The organism is Streptomyces sp. NRRL S-455, from assembly GCF_000717875.1.
GTDB lineage: Bacteria > Actinomycetota > Actinomycetes > Streptomycetales > Streptomycetaceae > Streptomyces.
Genome location: NZ_JOCT01000007.1, coordinates 1 through 14,707, shown reverse-complemented (window position 1 = coordinate 14,707; position 14,707 = coordinate 1). Strand labels below are relative to the sequence as shown.

Genomic DNA, 14,707 nt, shown 5'->3' with positions numbered 1-14,707 from the left:
CGCGGGTTTCCACCGCACTCGCGCTGCGGCGCGGCACCATGCTCTGTCGACTGCCGGACACGGGGAAACTCATCGGCCGTCGCCGCCCCCTTTTTGGCAGGTCCGGAACATCCCCCGATACGGCAGCGAGGGGCGCCCGGCGGACTTCGCCGGACGCCCCTCGCATCAGCTCAGGCCGCGGTCACCAAGGCACCCTCAGCGCCCGAACCCCAGGATCCCCCGCAGGCTGTCACCGACCGCCGCGACGGCCGGCTGCGACGCGCTCGGCGTCTGCTGCGTCGCCGGCTGCGGCTTCGGGTCGGGGTTCTTCTTGCAGACGGCGTCGGCCACGCCGCCGCCCCCGCGCGGCACCTTGCCGCTGGTGAGGTACGTCGCCAGGTGCTTGTCGAGGCAGGCGTTGCCGCTCAGCGTGATGCCGTGGTTGCCGCCGCCCTGCTCCACCACCAGGCTGGAGTTCTTCAGCAGCCGGTGCATGGTGACACCGCCCTGGTAGGGGGTGGCCGCGTCGTCCGTCGCCTGGAACAACAGGACCGGCGGGAGCTTGGTGTTGGCGACGTTCACCGGCTTCAGCGACTTCGTCGGCCAGAACGCGCACGGCGCGTTGTACCAGGCGTTGTTCCAGGCCATGAACGGGGCCTTCTCGTACACCGCCCAGTTGTCCTTGCGCCACTGCTTCCAGTCGCGCGGCCAGGACGCGTCACGGCACTGCACCGAGGTGTAGACGCTGTAGCCGTTGTCGCCCGAGGCGTCGATGGCGGCGATGTCGTCGTACGCCTTGACCAGCGCGGCGGTGTCCTGCTTGTTGACGTACGCCGCGAACGTCTGGGCGAGCGTGGGCCAGTAGCCGTTGTTGTAGCCGCCGGGTATGAAGATGTCCTCCAGCTCGGAGGCGCCCACCTTGCCGCCCGCGGGCTTCTTCGCCAGGGCCGCCCGCATGGCGTACCACTTGGCCTCGATCTTCTTCGGGTCGGTGCCGAGCTTGTAGGTGGAGTTGTACTTGGCGATCCATGCCATCAGCGCCTTGTGGCGCTTGTCGAAGGCGTAGTCCTGCTGGATGTTGTCGTCGTACCAGACGCCGGTCGGGTCGACGATGGAGTCCAGCACCACGCGCCGCACCCGCTCGGGGTACAGCTTGGCGTAGACCGCGCCGAGGTAGGTGCCGTACGAGTAACCGAAGTAGTTGATCTTCTTCGCGCCGAGGGCCTTGCGGATCGAGTCCATGTCCTTCACGGCGCTGACCGTGTCCATGTACGGCAAGACGTCCTTGTACTTCCTGCCGCAGGCCTGGGCGAAGGACTTGGCACGATCGAGGTTGGCCTTCTCGAGCGCCGGCGTGCTGGGCACGGAGTCGGGGCGCACCGGGTCGAAGTGGCCCGGCTTGCAGTCCAGGGCGGGCTGGCTCTTGCCCACGCCGCGCGGGTCGAAGCCGATGACGTCGTACTGGGCGGCGACCTCCTTGGGCAGCGAGGACGCGACGAACGAGGCCAGCGACAGGCCACTGCCACCGGGACCACCGGGGTTGACCAGCAGCGGGCCCTGGGACTTCGCCGCGGTGTGCGGTACGCGGGACAGCGCCAGCGTGATCTGCTTACCCTGCGGCTTCGCGTAGTTGAGCGGCACCTTCACCGACGCGCACTGCATCGTCGGGGAGTCGTCCGTACCGCACTTCTTCCAGGTGACCTTGGCCGCGGCGGTCGTCAGGGCGGTGTTCGCGGACTGCGACACGTCGGCGCTGGCGGGGGCGGCGGTGAGCGTCCCGGCCAACACGACCGTGGCGCCGCACAGTACGGCTGCGCTTCTTCTCATGGAGTTCTCTCAGAACGGTGAGGGGGGTTCAGGCCCGCGAGTGACGTGGGCCGTGCCGCATCCTTTCGGAAGAGCGCACCCGGAAGAACGTCTTCGACAAGATTTGACCGAACCGAGTCTTCTCACGTGCGAGGGGCGCCCGGCGAACACCGGGCGCCCCTCGCTGGGTTCAGGAGGTGCCGAGCACCAGAGACAGGTTGACGTCCAGTGAGAGGACTCCCCTGCGTACGGTGCCCATGCTCGCTACCGGCTCAGCTTCCTGAACCGCCGCACCGCCAACGGCAGGAAGATCACCGTGAGGATCACCGGCCACACCCCCGCCATCAGCAGGGCGTGCTGCTCGACCCAGGTGTCACCCGTGACCGGCGTGCCGAACAGCTCGCGGGTCGCCGCCGCCGTGGACGAGATCGGGTTCCAGACCGCCAGCCAGCCCAGCCAGTCGGGCATCAGCTGCGGCGCGACGAAGATGCTGGAGATCATCGTCAGCGGGAAGGCGACCGCGAACAGGCCGCCCGCGGCCTCCGGGTTGGGCACGAGCAGGCCGAGCCACACGCCGATCCAGATCAGCGCGAACCGCAGCCACAGCAACAGCCCGAACGCGGCGAGGAAGCCGAAGCCGCCGTCCGGCCGCCAGCCCATGGCCAGCGCGGTGAGCATCATGATGGCCAACTCGGCGCAGGCGACGATGAGATCGGTGATCCCGCGCCCGGCCACCACGGCCGAGGACGCCATCGGCATCGAGCGGAAGCGGTCGATGACGCCCTTGGTGGAGTCGTACACCACGACCGTGGCGGTGTTGATGAAGCCGAACGCCATGGTCATCACGAACATGCCCGGCATCAGGAAGTCCTTGTAGTCCCCGCCGCCCGGTACCTTCATCGCGCTGCCGAAGACATAGCCGTACATCAGCACGGACAGGATCGGGAAGCCCAGCTGCCAGGCGATGTTGACGGGCTGGCGCTGGTAGTGGGTGAGGCCGCGGCGGACGATGTTCCAGCAGTCGGCGAGCACCCAGTACGTACCGCCCCGCGGGCTCGGGGTGCTCAGGTCGAGGGCGCTCACGCCGCGGCCTCCTTCTCGGTCCGGTGTCCGGTCAGGCGCAGGAACACGTCGTCGAGGCTCGGCCTGCGCAGCCCGATGTCCTCCACGCGGACGCCCTCGTCCTGGAGGGTCCGCGCCACTTCGGTGAGTGCCGCGACCCGGTCGGTGACCGGGGCGTGCACCCGCAACTCCGTCTCGTCCGCCTCGGGTTCGCCGTCCGTGACCCGGGCGACCACCTTCACGACCCGCGGGATCTCGGACCGCTCGGCGACCACGACCTCGATGCGGTCGCCACCGACCAGGTTCTTCAGCCCGTCCGGGGTGTCGTCGGCGATGGCCCGCCCCTGGTCGATGACGGTGATGCGGGAGGCGAGCTTGTCGGCCTCCTCCAGGTACTGCGTGGTCAGCAGCACGGTCGTGCCGCCCGCCACCAACGCCCGCACGGACTCCCACACTTCGCCACGGCTGCGGGGGTCGAGGCCGGTCGTCGGCTCGTCCAGGAAGAGGACCGCCGGAGCGAGGATCATCAACGCGGCGAGGTCCAGGCGGCGCCGCATGCCGCCGCTGTACTTGCCGACCCCCCGGTCGCCGGCGTCCGTCAGGTCGAACTGCTCCAGCAGTTCGGTCGCGCGGAGCCGGGCCCGCTTCCCGCCCAGGTGGAACAGACGGCCGAACATCTCCAGGTTCTGCCGGCCGGTGAGCACCTCGTCCACCGCCGCGTACTGCCCGGTGAGCCCGATCCGGGCCCGCACCTCGCGCGGCTGCCGGGCCACGTCGAGCCCGGCGACCGTCGCCCTGCCTCCGTCCAGCCTGATCAACGTGGACAGGATGCGCACGGCGGTGGTCTTGCCCGCCCCGTTCGGCCCGAGCAGACCGTGCACCGTGCCCTCGCGCACCTCCAGGTCGAAGCCGTCGAGGGCGCGTTTCTCGCCGTACCGCTTCTCCAGCGCCTCCGCCCGTACCGCGTATCCGTCCATGCCGCCCCTCCCGTGTGGTCATGCCCGTCGGCCTTGAACTGAGTACACCGTACCCGATTACGCGTACGCCGTACTCAGTTTTTTTGCGCGGGACGCCTAAGCTGGGCCTCATGACGAGCGGCACGACAGGTACGAGTGGCACCGGCGGCACGGAGGCCAGCGGCAGCGGCGACATCGCCCGCACCCTCGAACTGCTGTGGGACTCCGGTCGGCGCCCGAGCCGCGGGCCCAAGCCGACCCTCACCCTGGACCGGATCGTGGAAGCCGCCGTCCAGGTGGCGGACGCCGAGGGGCTGGCGGGCCTGTCCATGCGCCGGGTGGCCGCCGAACTCGGCACCGGCACCATGTCGCTGTACCGGTACGTCCCCGGCAAGGCCGAGCTGCTCGATCTGATGCTGGACCGGGTGCAGCGCCCCTCCGACGACCCGGCCGGCCCCGCCGAGGGCGACTGGCGCTCAGCCCTGGAGACGCTGGGCCGGGAGACCCTCGCCCTCTACCGCCGTCACCCCTGGTTGCTCCAGGTCAACCAGTCCCGCCCGGTCCTCGGCCCGAGCACCCTGGACGGCATGGAGAAGGTCCTCAGCCGGATCCGCCCGATGGGGCTGACCGATCCCGAGCTGCTCTCCGCGATCATCATGGTCGACGGGTACGTCGTCGGGGCCGCGCGTTCGCAGCTGTACCAGCAGGAGGCGGAGCGCCGGACCGGCCTGACGGACGCCGAGTTCTGGCAGGCGCAGGTGCCGACCCTGGAGAAGGCCATGGCATCGGGCCGCTACCCGGTCATGGCGTCGCTCTCCGAGGACACCTTCGGGACCGACTTCGACCACTTCGAGTTCGGGCTGCAGCGGATCCTGGACGGCTTGGAGGTGTTCGTGGCGCGGCGCCGCCGCGAGTCGGCCCCGTGAGCCATCCCCTGTCGGGCTACCTGCGGCGCCGCAGCCCCCGCAGGCCGAGCAGGGCGGCGCAGGCCACGGCCACGGCGATGGCGCCGGTCTTGAGGTTGCCACTCAGCCCCTCACCGCCCTCCCCGCCGTCCCGTGCGGCCGAACTCCCGCCGCCGGACGCCGGCTTCCCGCCGCCTCCGGGCGCCTCCTGCCCCTCCACCGGGCTGTCGGCCCCCTCCGCGCCGTACATCAGCCGTTTCCCGTCGGCGGTGTAGGTGACGGACTCACCCTGCCCGAGGAACGGCACGCCGAGCCGCTTCTCCCGCTTGATCTTCCCGCCGTTCCAGTCGTACGCGATCGAGCCGAAGTAGCTGCGTACGACGAGGTGTTCACCGTCCGGGGAGAGCGTGGCGTCGGTGGCCTCCAGGTCGGAAACGGACGCGACGGGCTTGAAGACGTTCGTCCCGGAGGCGGAGAGGTCGGCAGGCCCCTCGTAGAGGTGCCCGCCCTTCTCGTTCTTGTCGACGATATAGGCCCGTCCGGTCTTCGGGTGCACCACGAGTGACTCGGCGTCGCGTGCCCCGTCGGAGTACTTCACGACGTACTGCGTGGCCCGGAGCGTCTGGTCCTCCAGCGTCTTCGGCTCGGGCAGCTCGTAGATCCACACGTGGGGCCAGCCGCCGCCGAGGTTGTCGCCGATGTCACCGACGTAGATCCGGTTGTCCGGGCCGATGGAGATGGCCTCGACGTCCCGGGGCGTGCCGACGCCGGTGAGGGTGAGGCGGGCGACGGTCTCACCGGTCCTGCTGTCGACGGCGTAGATGTAGGGCCCGTCGTCGCTGTCGTTGTGCGTCCAGTAGATGCCGGGGTGCTGGCGGGAGGCGGCCAGACCACTGGACTCCGTGATGCGCGGGTCCTTGATGGTGAAGTCCTCGTCGGCGTCCGCCGCGGAAGCGGGCACGGCGAAGGCCCCCACGAGGAGAGCCGCGGCGAGGAGGGCGAACGGTCTGCGCATGCCCCAAGCCTGCCATCCCGCTCCGCGGTTCAGCGGCCGTAACCGATCACGAGATCAGGAGCGCGAGTCGCCGGCCGACGCGCGTGGCCCGACTCACACCCCACCCGGCGCCTTGATCCAGCATCATGAGCGGATGCTCAGGTTCATGCCCGTAGGTGACTCCATGACGATCGGAAGCGCGGGCGAACACACGTGGCGCTACCGGCTGTGGCAGCACCTGTCCCGGTCCTACGGCGGCCCCTGCACCCTCGTCGGCCCCCGCGAGACGCTCTACGACAAGCTCGCCGAGGCGCCGGAGTCCTACGCGTACGCCGAACCCGACTTCCCACGGGCCCACCTGGCCGGCTGGGGCGAGGGCTGGCAGCACATGGCGCCGCTGATCGGTGATGCGGTGCGGTCGTGCCGCGCGGACGTCCTGCTGGTCTCCCTCGGCCTCATCGACCTGGGCTTCTACACGAACGCCGAGCAGACCGCCGAGAACGTCCGGGCGTTCGTGTCCGAGGCGCGGGCCGCGAACCGGCGGGTGCGGATGGTCTGGCTGCCGGTGATCCCGAACGTGCGCGCGGCGACGGACCAGCCCTTCGCCACCGAGGTCACCCGTTTCAACGAACTGCTGGCGAAGACGGCCGCCGACCTCGACGAGCCCGGCTCCCCCATCCTCCTGGCCTCGCTCCCGCCGTCGTACGACATCCACACCGACACCTACGACGGCACCCACCCCAGCGCGAGCGGCGAGCACAAGATCGCGGCGGCCTTCGCGGAGGCGATGTACCAGGCCTGGGACCTGGCCGAGCCCTATGAGGAGTGACTCCCGGTGACCACCCGGGCCAGGAACTCCGCGCAGGCCCGCGCCCCCAGACCGTCCCAGCTCTCCGCCGCCTCCCCGAGGTAGACGGCCCGGGCGTGGGCCAGGGCGGGCCGGTGCCCGGCGGGAAGCCGTCCGATCGCCCACTCGGCGGCGGCGTCCTTCGACCGGATGCTCCCGGTGTCGAGCGTGGTCCACACCCGGGCGAGGGTGAGCAGCACGTTGCGCGTGTCGGTCTCCACCTCGGCCATGAGTTCCGGCACCCCGGCGACGATGGCCCGCCGCAGGTCGGCGACCGGCACGGGGTCGAGCAGTTCGGCGGGTCGGGGGCCGTGCAGCGGGGCGTCGGCGAGCAGCACCATGCTGAGGAGCGGGGCAAGGTCAGGGCAGGGCTCGGGAGCGGGGATCATGCCCCGCTCGTAGTCGCCCCGCAGCCACTCGCCGTACAGGAACTCGCAGGTGGGCGGGTAGCGCCAGGGCCGCACGTCGCGTTGGACGACGACGATGAGCTCGACGGGCCGCCGCCCGTTGTGGACGCCGGACACCCTCATCAACTCCCCGACCAGCAACCGGCGTTGCGCGTGCGTCGTGGGCTCGCGCACGACGGCCAGCACGTCGACGTCACTGTGCGGGCGCAGGCCGCCGAGGGCGGCGGAGCCGTGGAGGTAGATACCCAGGACCAAGTCCCCCAGCGCCTGGTTGACCAGTCGTACGACAGGGTCGGCATCACCGTCTGGCATATGCGGTTCTCCCCGTGTCCTGGTCACCGTGCGTATCGTTGTACCGCGCGGCTGTACTCGTCCAGGGGCAGCCGGGGAGGAGCGCCACGATGACCGTCCTGGAAGACAGGATCGAGATGGCCGACGCCAACACGAAACGCTTGGACGAGTGGTTCGAGCGCCTTGAGCGCATGCCCGTCCCCGAAGGCTTCAGGGTCGAGATCGTCGGGGGCAACGTCCACATGACGCCGCAGCGCCACACGCATTGGCAGATCATCCGCCGGGTCCTGCGAGCCTTGGAAGAGAGGTTCGGAGAGGACGTCATGGTGTTCTCGGACGTCCGCATCGACTTTCCGGGCCACGAGAACGCCTTTTGCCCGGACCTCGCCATGCTCAAGGACTCCTCGAAACCGGACGACGAAGGCCACTGGCGATACCAGGATGTCGAGTTCGTCGCCGAAGTCATCTCCGAAGGCACGGCCGCCAACGACTACGGCCCGAAGAAACACGCCTACGCAGCCGCCGAGGTCCCGGTCTATGTCATCGCCGATCCCTACCAAGGGAGGTGCTATGTCTACACCGACCCCAAGGACGGCGACTACGAGACAAGGACTCCCGTGGACTTCGGCACCGACGTCGTCCTGACCGGAACGGTGGTCGACCTCACCCTCAAGACCGACGGCTTCCCCCGTGACTGACAGGCGGAACAAGCCCCGGGGCCGACTCTCTTGCCTGGAGCGCACTCCAGCACGTTGGCTTGGACACCATGGAGTACACGCAGCTCGGACGCACGGGACTCAAGGTCAGCCGGCTCGTCCTCGGCACCATGAACTTCGGCCCCCAGACCGACGAGGCCGACAGCCACGCCATCATGGACGCGGCGCTGGACGCGGGCATCAACTTCTTCGACACGGCCAATGTCTATGGGTGGGGTGAGAACAAGGGCCGTACGGAATCGATCATCGGGAACTGGTTCGCGAAGGGCGGCGACCGGCGCGACAAGGTCGTCCTCGCCACGAAGGTGTACGGCAACATGGGCGCCGACGGTCCGGCCTGGCCCAACCACGACAAGCTCTCCGCCGTCAACATCCGCCGGGCTGTCGACGCCAGCCTCAAGCGGCTCCAGACCGACCACATCGATGTCTACCAGTTCCACCACATCGACCGGGCCACCCCGTTCGAGGAGATCTGGCAGGCGATCGACGTCCTCGTCCAGCAGGGCAAGATCCTCTACGTCGGGTCGTCGAACTTCCCCGGCTACAAGATCGCCCAGGCCAACGAGATCGCCGCCCGGCGCGGCGGGACCATCGGACTGGTCAGCGAGCAGTGCCTGTACAACCTCGCCGAGCGGCGCGCCGAGATGGAGGTCATCCCGGCCGCTCAGGACTACGGGCTCGGTGTGATCCCCTGGTCGCCGCTGCACGGCGGTCTGCTGGGCGGTGTGCTGAAGAAGGAGGTCGAGGGCAAACGCCGCGCCTCGGGCCGCGCGGCCGACGCGCTCGCCGACCCGGCCGTCCGCGCGCAGGTCCAGTCCTACGAGGACCTGCTCGACAAGCACGGCATCGAGCCCGGCGAGGCCGCCCTGGCCTGGCTGCTCACCCGGCCCGGCGTGACCGGCCCGATCGTCGGCCCCCGCACCGCCGAACAGCTCGCCTCCGCCGTCCGCGCGGCCGAGCTGGAACTGTCCGAGGAGCTCCTGACCGGCCTGGACGAGATCTTCCCGGGCCCGGGGCCGAGCCCGGAGGCCTTCGCCTGGTGATGACAGGAGGGCGAACACCCTGACAGAGGCGGGGAACTGCGCGACGCAGCCCCCAGCGGCCCGCAGCCGAGAGACTGCCGACCGCGGTTCCCCGCTACCTGCCGAGCGCGGAAGCCAGAGCCACGACGAGGAACATCAGTACAAGCACACCGGCCATGATCCGGTTGCGGGTTTTCGGGTCCACGCCATCGAGCCTAACCGGCGCCCCCGAGCGGCCAGCGCCCGACCGCCTCATAACGGGGCTGCTCCCCGGGAACCCCCGACGTCGGCAGGCGGCTCCGCACCAGCGCCAGCTCGTCCACGGTCCAGGTCCGGCCGGCGAACGCGTCGAGAGCCTCCACGTACGCCCGCACATCCCCTGACTCCCGCCGCCGGGCCACGGTCAGATGGGCCCTGTACCGCCGGTGCTCCCCCATCGGCACCCCGGCCTTCCGCGCCGCCGCCTCCGCCCGCTCGGCGAGCAGCCGCAGGGTGGCCAGGTCACCCTCGGCCCCGGCCCACAGCGCCTTGCCGCGCCCGAACTGCCCGCCGCCACGGACGGCCAGCGGGAAGACGGGGGTACGATGCGCGGCTCGCTCCAGCCGGGCCGACAGCTCCGGCACGAGTCCCTCGTCGACCTCCCCGTAGAAGGCCAGCGTGAAGTGCCACCCGGGGCGGCTGGTCCAGCGCATCCCGTCGGCGCCGGGCAGCCCGCGCATCTCGTCGACCACGGCGCCGAGCTCACGAAGCACCTCGTCAGGGGGCAGCACGGCGGCGAAGAGTCTCATACGGCCAGTCTGCCCGCCCGCGCCTCGCGGGTAAGAGCGTGCCCCGATCGCCGTGCGCATCGTTGTACCGCACGGCCGGACCCATCCACGGCGTACGGCCGTGGAGGAGCGCAACGATGACCGTCCTCGACGACGGGAAGATGGCCGACAGCAGCGGCGAACTCAGCCTCGACATGATGTTCGAGTGGGTGGAGGCGATGCCCGTCCCCGGCGGTTACAAGGTCGAGATCGTCGGGGGGAACATCTTCATGGCGCCTCAGCAGGACGCCCACTGGGACATCATCGCGAACATCGTCGAGCAACTGCGCACCAAGTACCCGCGCAAGCGCGTGAAGTCCGACGTCCGCGTCGACTACCCGGGCCACCTCAACGGCTTCGCCTCCGACGTGACGGTGCTGACGGAGGGCGCGGCGAAGAACGACAAGGGGCTGTGTCGCTACCAGGACGTCGAGTTCGTCGCCGAGGTGATCTCCAGGAAGACCGCGGCGAACGACTACGGCCCCAAGAAGGACGCCTACGCGGCGGCCGAGGTGCCGGTGTACCTGATCGTCGATCCGTACACCGGCCGCTGGCACCTGCACACCAAGCCCAAGGACGGCGAGTACCGGGGCGAGCTGAGTCTCGACTTCGGAGACGACGTGGATCTGACCGGCACCGTGGTCGGCCTCGTCCTCAAGACCGGCGAGTTCCCCCGCGACTGACCCCGCCGGCCCCTCCCCCACTACGCCGCCGGAGCCAGCTCCTCCCGCTGCTCCCGGGGCACGAACCGCACCCGCGGGTGGCCGCGGTGCCAGCCGACCGACAGGCGGAGGTTGCCGACGCGGGCCAGGATCAGGCCGATGACCGCCGCGGCGAGGGCCGCCACCGCGCCGCCGGCCGCGAGGCCGACCCGCGCGCCGTAGGTGTCGGTGACCCAGCCGACGATGGGGGCGCCGACCGGGGAGCCGCCGAGGAAGACCATCATGTAGAGGGCCATGACACGGCCGCGCATGGCCGGGTCGGTGGACATCTGGATGCTGGTGTTGGTCGTGACGTTGACCGTCATGCCGAACAGACCCAGCGGGACCATGAGCAGGGCGAACATCCACAGGGTGGGTGTCGTGGCCGCCACGATCTCCAGGGCTCCGAAGACCATCGCCGCCGCGATCAGCAGCCTCAGCCGGGACGTGCCGCGCCGCGCGGCGAGCAGTGCCCCCACAACCGATCCGACCGCCATCAGCGTGTTGAACATGCTGTACGCGCCCGCGCCCGCGTGGAACACGTCGTCCGCGAAGGCCGACAGGTAGACCGGGAAGTTGAAGGCGAACGTGCCGACGAAGCCGACCAGGACGATCGGCCAGATCAGCTCGGGCCGGCCGGTGACGTAGCGGACGCCCTCCCTCAGCTGCCCCTTGCCGCGCGGGGCGCGCTCGACGGTGTGCAGCTCGCGGGAGCGCATCAGCAGCAGGCCGGTGAGCGGTGCGATGAACGACAGGCCGTTGAAGAGGAACGCCCAGCCCGTGCCTACGCCGGTGATCAGCAGGCCCGCGACGGCGGGGCCGACCAGGCGGGCCGACTGGAAGTTCGCCGAGTTCAGGCTGACCGCGTTCTGCAACTGCTGCGGGCCGACCAGCTCGGAGACGAAGGACTGCCGGGCCGGGTTGTCGACGACCGTGGCGAGGCCGACCGCGAAGGCGGCGACGTACACGTGCCACACCTGGACCTGGCCGGTGAGGGTCAGGGCGGCGAGGGCGAGCGCGGTGACGGCCATCGAGGACTGCGTCACGAGCAGCGTGGGCCGCTTGCGCAGCCGGTCGACGAGGACGCCGCCGTAGAGGCCGAAGAGCAGCATCGGCAGGAACTGCAGCGCGGTGGTGATGCCGACGGCGGCGGAGGAGCCGGTGAGGCTGAGCACGAGCCAGTCCTGGGCGATGCGCTGCATCCAGGTGCCGGTGTTGGAGACGACCTGCCCCAGGAAGAACAGGCGGTAGTTCCTCACCTTGAGGGAGGAGAACATCGAGGTCTTGCGGACCGGCCGGCCGGCGGAGGCGGGTGAGTCGGGAGTGGGCGGGGAATCGTGGGGTTCGGTTGCGGGGGCGGAAGCTGTTCCGGGTCCCGAACTCAAAGGGTTCGCCTCCTTACGACATACGGCTTACAGATGCGCGAGCTTCTCCAGCACGGGGGCGGCGGCGCGGAGTTTCGCCCACTCGTCCTCGTCGAGGTTCTCCACCAGCGAGGCCAGGAACGCGTTCCGCTTGCGGCGGCTCTCCTCGAGCATCACCTCGGCCCGCTCGGTGCGCGTCACGACCTTCTGGCGCCGGTCCTCGGGGTGCGGCTCCAGACGGACCAGCCCCTTGGACTCCAGCAGCGCCACGATGCGGGTCATAGACGGCGGCTGGACGTGTTCCTTGCGAGCGAGCTCGCCCGGTGTGGCGCTGCCGCACAGGGACAGGGTGCCGAGCACCGACATCTCGGTGGGGCTGAGCGACTCGTCGACCCGCTGGTGCTTGAGCCGTCGGGACAGCCGCATCACGGCGGATCGGAGAGAGTTCACGGCGGCTACGTCGTCGCCATGGCTGAGGTCCGGCATGTTCTTTAGCTTAACTCATTACCCTGACTAAGGACTACTCGGGGTGCACAGGAACGCCCGTGACCCTGGCCACTGAACCGTGACATCACTCATATGGGTGATCCGGCGGCGGAACGGGACACGCCGCGCCGAAGAGTGCCGAGACCCTCATGGTCATGGGGACCAGTGTGCTCAGCCTGCGCATAGACCACGACCTGCTCGAACGGCTCCGGGATCACGCCGCGAAAAGAGGAATGAGCGTCCAGGACTATGTCGTCCGGACGCTCATTCGAGACGACTTCGACCAGCGGTTCCAGACCGCCGTCGAGGAGACGGAGCGTTTCTACGGGTCGCCCGGCTCCGGCGACGAGGATCAGGTCAGGCCCAGCGCCGGCATCAGGTAGTAGAACGCGAACACCGCCGCCACCGCGTACATCGCCGCCGGCACCTCCCGGCCCCGCCCGGCCGCCAGGCGCAGCACCGCGAAGGTGACGAAGCCCATGCCGATGCCGTTGGTGATCGAGTACGTGAACGGCATCATCAGCATCGTCACGAAGGCCGGAATGGCGATCGTGTAGTCCGCCCAGTCGATCTCCTTGACCGAGCCGGCCAGGATCAGGAAGCCGACCGCGACCAGGGCCGGGGTGGCCGCCTGGGACGGCACCATCGTGGCGACCGGCGTCAGGAACAGGGCGGCGGCGAACAGACCGCCGGTGACGACGTTCGCGAGGCCGGTGCGCGCGCCCTCGCCGACGCCCGCCGTGGACTCGACGAAGGCGGTGGTCGCGGAGGAGGAGCTGGCGCCACCGGCGGCGACCGCGAGGCCGTCGACGAACAGCACCTTGTTGATGCCGGGCATCTGCCCCTGCGCGTCGGTCAGCTTCGCCTCGTCGGAGACGCCCATGATCGTGCCCATCGCGTCGAAGAAGCACGACAGCAGCACGGTGAAGACGAAGAGCACACCGGTCAGCAGGCCGACCTTCTCGAACCCGCCGAACAGGCTGACCTGGCCGACCAGCCCGAAGTCGGGGCTCGCGACCGGGTTGCCGGGCCACTTCGGGGCGGTGAGACCCCAGCTCGGCACCTCGGCCACCGCCTCGATGATCACCGCCACCACGGTCATCACGACGATCGAGATCAGGATCGCCCCGGACACCTTGCGCACGATGAGGGCGAACGTGAGCAGCACACCCACGACGAAGACCAGCACCGGCCAGCCGCCCAGGTGGCCGTCGCCGCCGAGCTGGAGCGGGACGGTGGTCTGGGCGGCGTCCGGGATGCGGGAGACGAACCCGGCGTCGACGAGGCCGATCAGCATGATGAACAGGCCGATCCCGATGGAGATCGCCTTGCGCAGGCCGTAGGGCACGGCGTTCATGACCCGCTCGCGCAGGCCCGTGGCGACCAGCAGCATCACGACGAAGCCGGCGAGGACCACCATGCCCATCGCGTCCGGCCAGGACATGCGCGGGGCCAGCTGGAGGGCGACGACGGAGTTCACGCCGAGACCGGCGGCGAGCGCGATCGGGACGTTGCCGATGACGCCCATGAGGAGCGTGGTGAGCGCGGCGGTGAGGGCCGTCGCGGTGACCAGCTGTCCGTTGTCGAGCTGGTGACCGTACATGTCCTTCGCGCTGCCGAGGATGATCGGGTTCAGCACGATGATGTAGGCCATCGCGAAGAAGGTGGCGAGGCCGCCCCGGACCTCGCGGGACAGGGTGCTGCCCCGCTCGGAGATCCGGAAGAAGCGGTCGAGTGCGCTGTGGGCGGGCCCGGATCCCGGCTGTTCAGGGGCGGGGGCCTTGGCGGGAGCCGAGGACGACATGTGTTTGGTGGTTCCTACGAAGAGAAGCGGTCAGACACAAACCGTTTCAGTATGAACATATAAACCCCGCATCGCACATCTCCGCGCGTAGATCCGACCGCCTCGTAAGCTGTCCCCATGGCGAAATGGACCCCCAGACACGAGGCGCCGGAGCCCCTGGAGGGCCCCGTGGTCGCCACCATCACCGGCGGCACGATCCTCTGGTTCGCCCTGTTCCTGGTCCAGCTCCCCTTCTACGGCTGGTTCGACGACCACGGCCACACCTGGTGGCTGTGGACCTGCCTGGCCGGCGGTGGCCTCGGCCTGATCGGCATCTGGTACGTCCGCAAGCGCGATGCCGCGATCAAGCGGGCCGCCGCGCCGCAGGACACCCCGGAGGCTCCCCCGACCCCCTCGACGCCCTCGGCCCAGTAGACCGGCGTCCGTGCTGGGGCCGGGTGGGTCCGCAGCCCGGCGTGGCGGGGTGCTCGGCGTTGGTGCGGGGGCGGGGCGTTGCGCAGCCCGGCGTGGCGGGGTGCCGCTGCGCCCACCCTCCCCCAAGCTCTCGGCTTCGCTCGAGCA

The 14,707-nt window shown here is 69.9% G+C and carries 16 protein-coding genes; 7 read left to right on the top strand and 9 right to left on the bottom strand.

All coding sequences use genetic code 11. The features are described 5' to 3' along the window. Nucleotides 1–195 precede the first annotated feature (195 nt). From IE97_RS0111620 to IE97_RS0111610, 3 genes are all read right to left on the bottom strand, one after another. Nucleotides 196–1,806 carry an alpha/beta hydrolase gene (locus tag IE97_RS0111620; RefSeq protein ID WP_030236235.1) on the bottom strand — a complete coding sequence of 537 codons (1,611 nt, stop codon included), beginning with the start codon at nt 1,804–1,806 and terminating at the stop codon, nt 196–198. Nucleotides 1,807–2,049: 243 nt separating this feature from the next. Further along, entirely contained in the window at nt 2,050–2,868 is an 819-nt protein-coding gene (locus IE97_RS0111615) for an ABC transporter permease (protein WP_030236232.1), read from the bottom strand. Then, entirely contained in the window at nt 2,865–3,824 is a 960-nt protein-coding gene (locus tag IE97_RS0111610; RefSeq protein WP_030236229.1) for a daunorubicin resistance protein DrrA family ABC transporter ATP-binding protein, read from the bottom strand. Before IE97_RS0111610 ends, IE97_RS0111615 begins: the two co-directional genes overlap by 4 nt. Before the next feature lie 110 nt (nt 3,825–3,934). Here IE97_RS0111610 and IE97_RS0111605 point away from each other — a divergent pair, with 110 nt between their 5' ends. After that, the gene (locus IE97_RS0111605; RefSeq protein ID WP_030236225.1) at nt 3,935–4,729 is read left to right on the top strand and encodes a TetR/AcrR family transcriptional regulator; all 795 of its coding nucleotides are present in this window, start codon (nt 3,935–3,937) and stop codon (nt 4,727–4,729) included. A gap of 16 nt (nt 4,730–4,745) precedes the next feature. Here IE97_RS0111605 and IE97_RS0111600 read toward each other — a convergent pair whose 3' ends face one another. After that, the gene (locus IE97_RS0111600) at nt 4,746–5,723 is read right to left on the bottom strand and encodes a hypothetical protein (RefSeq protein WP_030236221.1); all 978 of its coding nucleotides are present in this window, start codon (nt 5,721–5,723) and stop codon (nt 4,746–4,748) included. A gap of 133 nt (nt 5,724–5,856) precedes the next feature. Here IE97_RS0111600 and IE97_RS0111595 point away from each other — a divergent pair, with 133 nt between their 5' ends. Further along, the gene (locus IE97_RS0111595) at nt 5,857–6,531 is read left to right on the top strand and encodes an SGNH/GDSL hydrolase family protein (protein ID WP_030236217.1); all 675 of its coding nucleotides are present in this window, start codon (nt 5,857–5,859) and stop codon (nt 6,529–6,531) included. Here the strand turns inward: IE97_RS0111595 and IE97_RS0111590 are convergent. Continuing rightward, complete coding sequence (locus tag IE97_RS0111590; RefSeq protein ID WP_030236213.1) at nt 6,519–7,268, bottom strand: aminoglycoside nucleotidyltransferase ANT9; 750 nt, start codon at nt 7,266–7,268, stop codon at nt 6,519–6,521. The two genes, IE97_RS0111595 and IE97_RS0111590, sit on opposite strands and share 13 nt — an antisense overlap. 89 nt (nt 7,269–7,357) lie before the next feature. On the opposite strand from IE97_RS0111590, the gene IE97_RS0111585 reads away from it, so the two are divergent. Continuing rightward, complete coding sequence (locus tag IE97_RS0111585) at nt 7,358–7,945, top strand: Uma2 family endonuclease (RefSeq protein WP_030236208.1); 588 nt, start codon at nt 7,358–7,360, stop codon at nt 7,943–7,945. A 68-nt stretch (nt 7,946–8,013) separates the two neighbouring features. Further along, nucleotides 8,014–9,006: an aldo/keto reductase gene (locus IE97_RS0111580; RefSeq protein ID WP_030236204.1), complete on the top strand. Its 993-nt coding sequence runs from the start codon at nt 8,014–8,016 to the stop codon at nt 9,004–9,006. Between the two features lie 194 nt (nt 9,007–9,200). On the opposite strand, the gene thpR is transcribed toward IE97_RS0111580, so the two are convergent. After that, nucleotides 9,201–9,773 (bottom strand): RNA 2',3'-cyclic phosphodiesterase, encoded by a 573-nt coding sequence (gene thpR / locus IE97_RS0111575; protein ID WP_030236200.1) that lies wholly within the window; start codon nt 9,771–9,773, stop codon nt 9,201–9,203. 116 nt (nt 9,774–9,889) lie between these two features. Between thpR and IE97_RS0111570 the strand changes: the two genes are divergently transcribed. After that, a complete protein-coding gene (locus IE97_RS0111570; protein ID WP_030236196.1) occupies nt 9,890–10,474 on the top strand; it encodes a Uma2 family endonuclease in 585 nt (194 codons plus the stop codon). A gap of 20 nt (nt 10,475–10,494) precedes the next feature. Here the strand turns inward: IE97_RS0111570 and IE97_RS0111565 are convergent, their stop codons facing one another. Both IE97_RS0111565 and IE97_RS0111560 read right to left on the bottom strand, forming a co-directional pair. Continuing rightward, complete coding sequence (locus IE97_RS0111565) at nt 10,495–11,877, bottom strand: MFS transporter (RefSeq protein WP_030236192.1); 1,383 nt, start codon at nt 11,875–11,877, stop codon at nt 10,495–10,497. A 27-nt stretch (nt 11,878–11,904) separates the two neighbouring features. After that, complete coding sequence (locus IE97_RS0111560; RefSeq protein ID WP_030236188.1) at nt 11,905–12,342, bottom strand: MarR family winged helix-turn-helix transcriptional regulator; 438 nt, start codon at nt 12,340–12,342, stop codon at nt 11,905–11,907. Nucleotides 12,343–12,491: 149 nt separating this feature from the next. On the opposite strand from IE97_RS0111560, the gene IE97_RS0111555 reads away from it, so the two are divergent. After that, nucleotides 12,492–12,725 (top strand): hypothetical protein, encoded by a 234-nt coding sequence (locus tag IE97_RS0111555; protein WP_030236184.1) that lies wholly within the window; start codon nt 12,492–12,494, stop codon nt 12,723–12,725. Here the strand turns inward: IE97_RS0111555 and IE97_RS0111550 are convergent. Then, a complete protein-coding gene (locus IE97_RS0111550) occupies nt 12,695–14,146 on the bottom strand; it encodes an NCS2 family permease (RefSeq protein WP_030236181.1) in 1,452 nt (483 codons plus the stop codon). The two genes, IE97_RS0111555 and IE97_RS0111550, sit on opposite strands and share 31 nt — an antisense overlap. A gap of 117 nt (nt 14,147–14,263) precedes the next feature. On the opposite strand from IE97_RS0111550, the gene IE97_RS0111545 reads away from it, so the two are divergent. Continuing rightward, on the top strand, nt 14,264–14,560 hold the full coding sequence (locus IE97_RS0111545; RefSeq protein ID WP_078603185.1) for a DUF2530 domain-containing protein: 297 nt from the start codon (nt 14,264–14,266) through the stop codon (nt 14,558–14,560). Nucleotides 14,561–14,707 lie beyond the last annotated feature (147 nt).

Bases quoted from the DNA above. Each gene is read 5' to 3' on its own strand.
- IE97_RS0111600 (WP_030236221.1), bottom strand. From the start codon at position 5,723: ATGCGCAGACCGTTCGCCCTCCTCGCCGCGGCTCTCCTCGTGGGGGCC.
- IE97_RS0111605 (WP_030236225.1), top strand. From the start codon at position 3,935: ATGACGAGCGGCACGACAGGTACGAGTGGCACCGGCGGCACGGAGGCC.
- IE97_RS0111585 (WP_030236208.1), top strand. From the start codon at position 7,358: ATGACCGTCCTGGAAGACAGGATCGAGATGGCCGACGCCAACACGAAA.
- IE97_RS0111580 (WP_030236204.1), top strand. From the start codon at position 8,014: ATGGAGTACACGCAGCTCGGACGCACGGGACTCAAGGTCAGCCGGCTC.
- IE97_RS0111550 (WP_030236181.1), bottom strand. From the start codon at position 14,146: ATGTCGTCCTCGGCTCCCGCCAAGGCCCCCGCCCCTGAACAGCCGGGA.
- IE97_RS0111570 (WP_030236196.1), top strand. From the start codon at position 9,890: ATGACCGTCCTCGACGACGGGAAGATGGCCGACAGCAGCGGCGAACTC.
- thpR (WP_030236200.1), bottom strand. From the start codon at position 9,773: ATGAGACTCTTCGCCGCCGTGCTGCCCCCTGACGAGGTGCTTCGTGAG.
- IE97_RS0111545 (WP_078603185.1), top strand. From the start codon at position 14,264: ATGGCGAAATGGACCCCCAGACACGAGGCGCCGGAGCCCCTGGAGGGC.
- IE97_RS0111610 (WP_030236229.1), bottom strand. From the start codon at position 3,824: ATGGACGGATACGCGGTACGGGCGGAGGCGCTGGAGAAGCGGTACGGC.
- IE97_RS0111560 (WP_030236188.1), bottom strand. From the start codon at position 12,342: ATGCCGGACCTCAGCCATGGCGACGACGTAGCCGCCGTGAACTCTCTC.
- IE97_RS0111620 (WP_030236235.1), bottom strand. From the start codon at position 1,806: ATGAGAAGAAGCGCAGCCGTACTGTGCGGCGCCACGGTCGTGTTGGCC.
- IE97_RS0111555 (WP_030236184.1), top strand. From the start codon at position 12,492: ATGGTCATGGGGACCAGTGTGCTCAGCCTGCGCATAGACCACGACCTG.
- IE97_RS0111590 (WP_030236213.1), bottom strand. From the start codon at position 7,268: ATGCCAGACGGTGATGCCGACCCTGTCGTACGACTGGTCAACCAGGCG.
- IE97_RS0111595 (WP_030236217.1), top strand. From the start codon at position 5,857: ATGCTCAGGTTCATGCCCGTAGGTGACTCCATGACGATCGGAAGCGCG.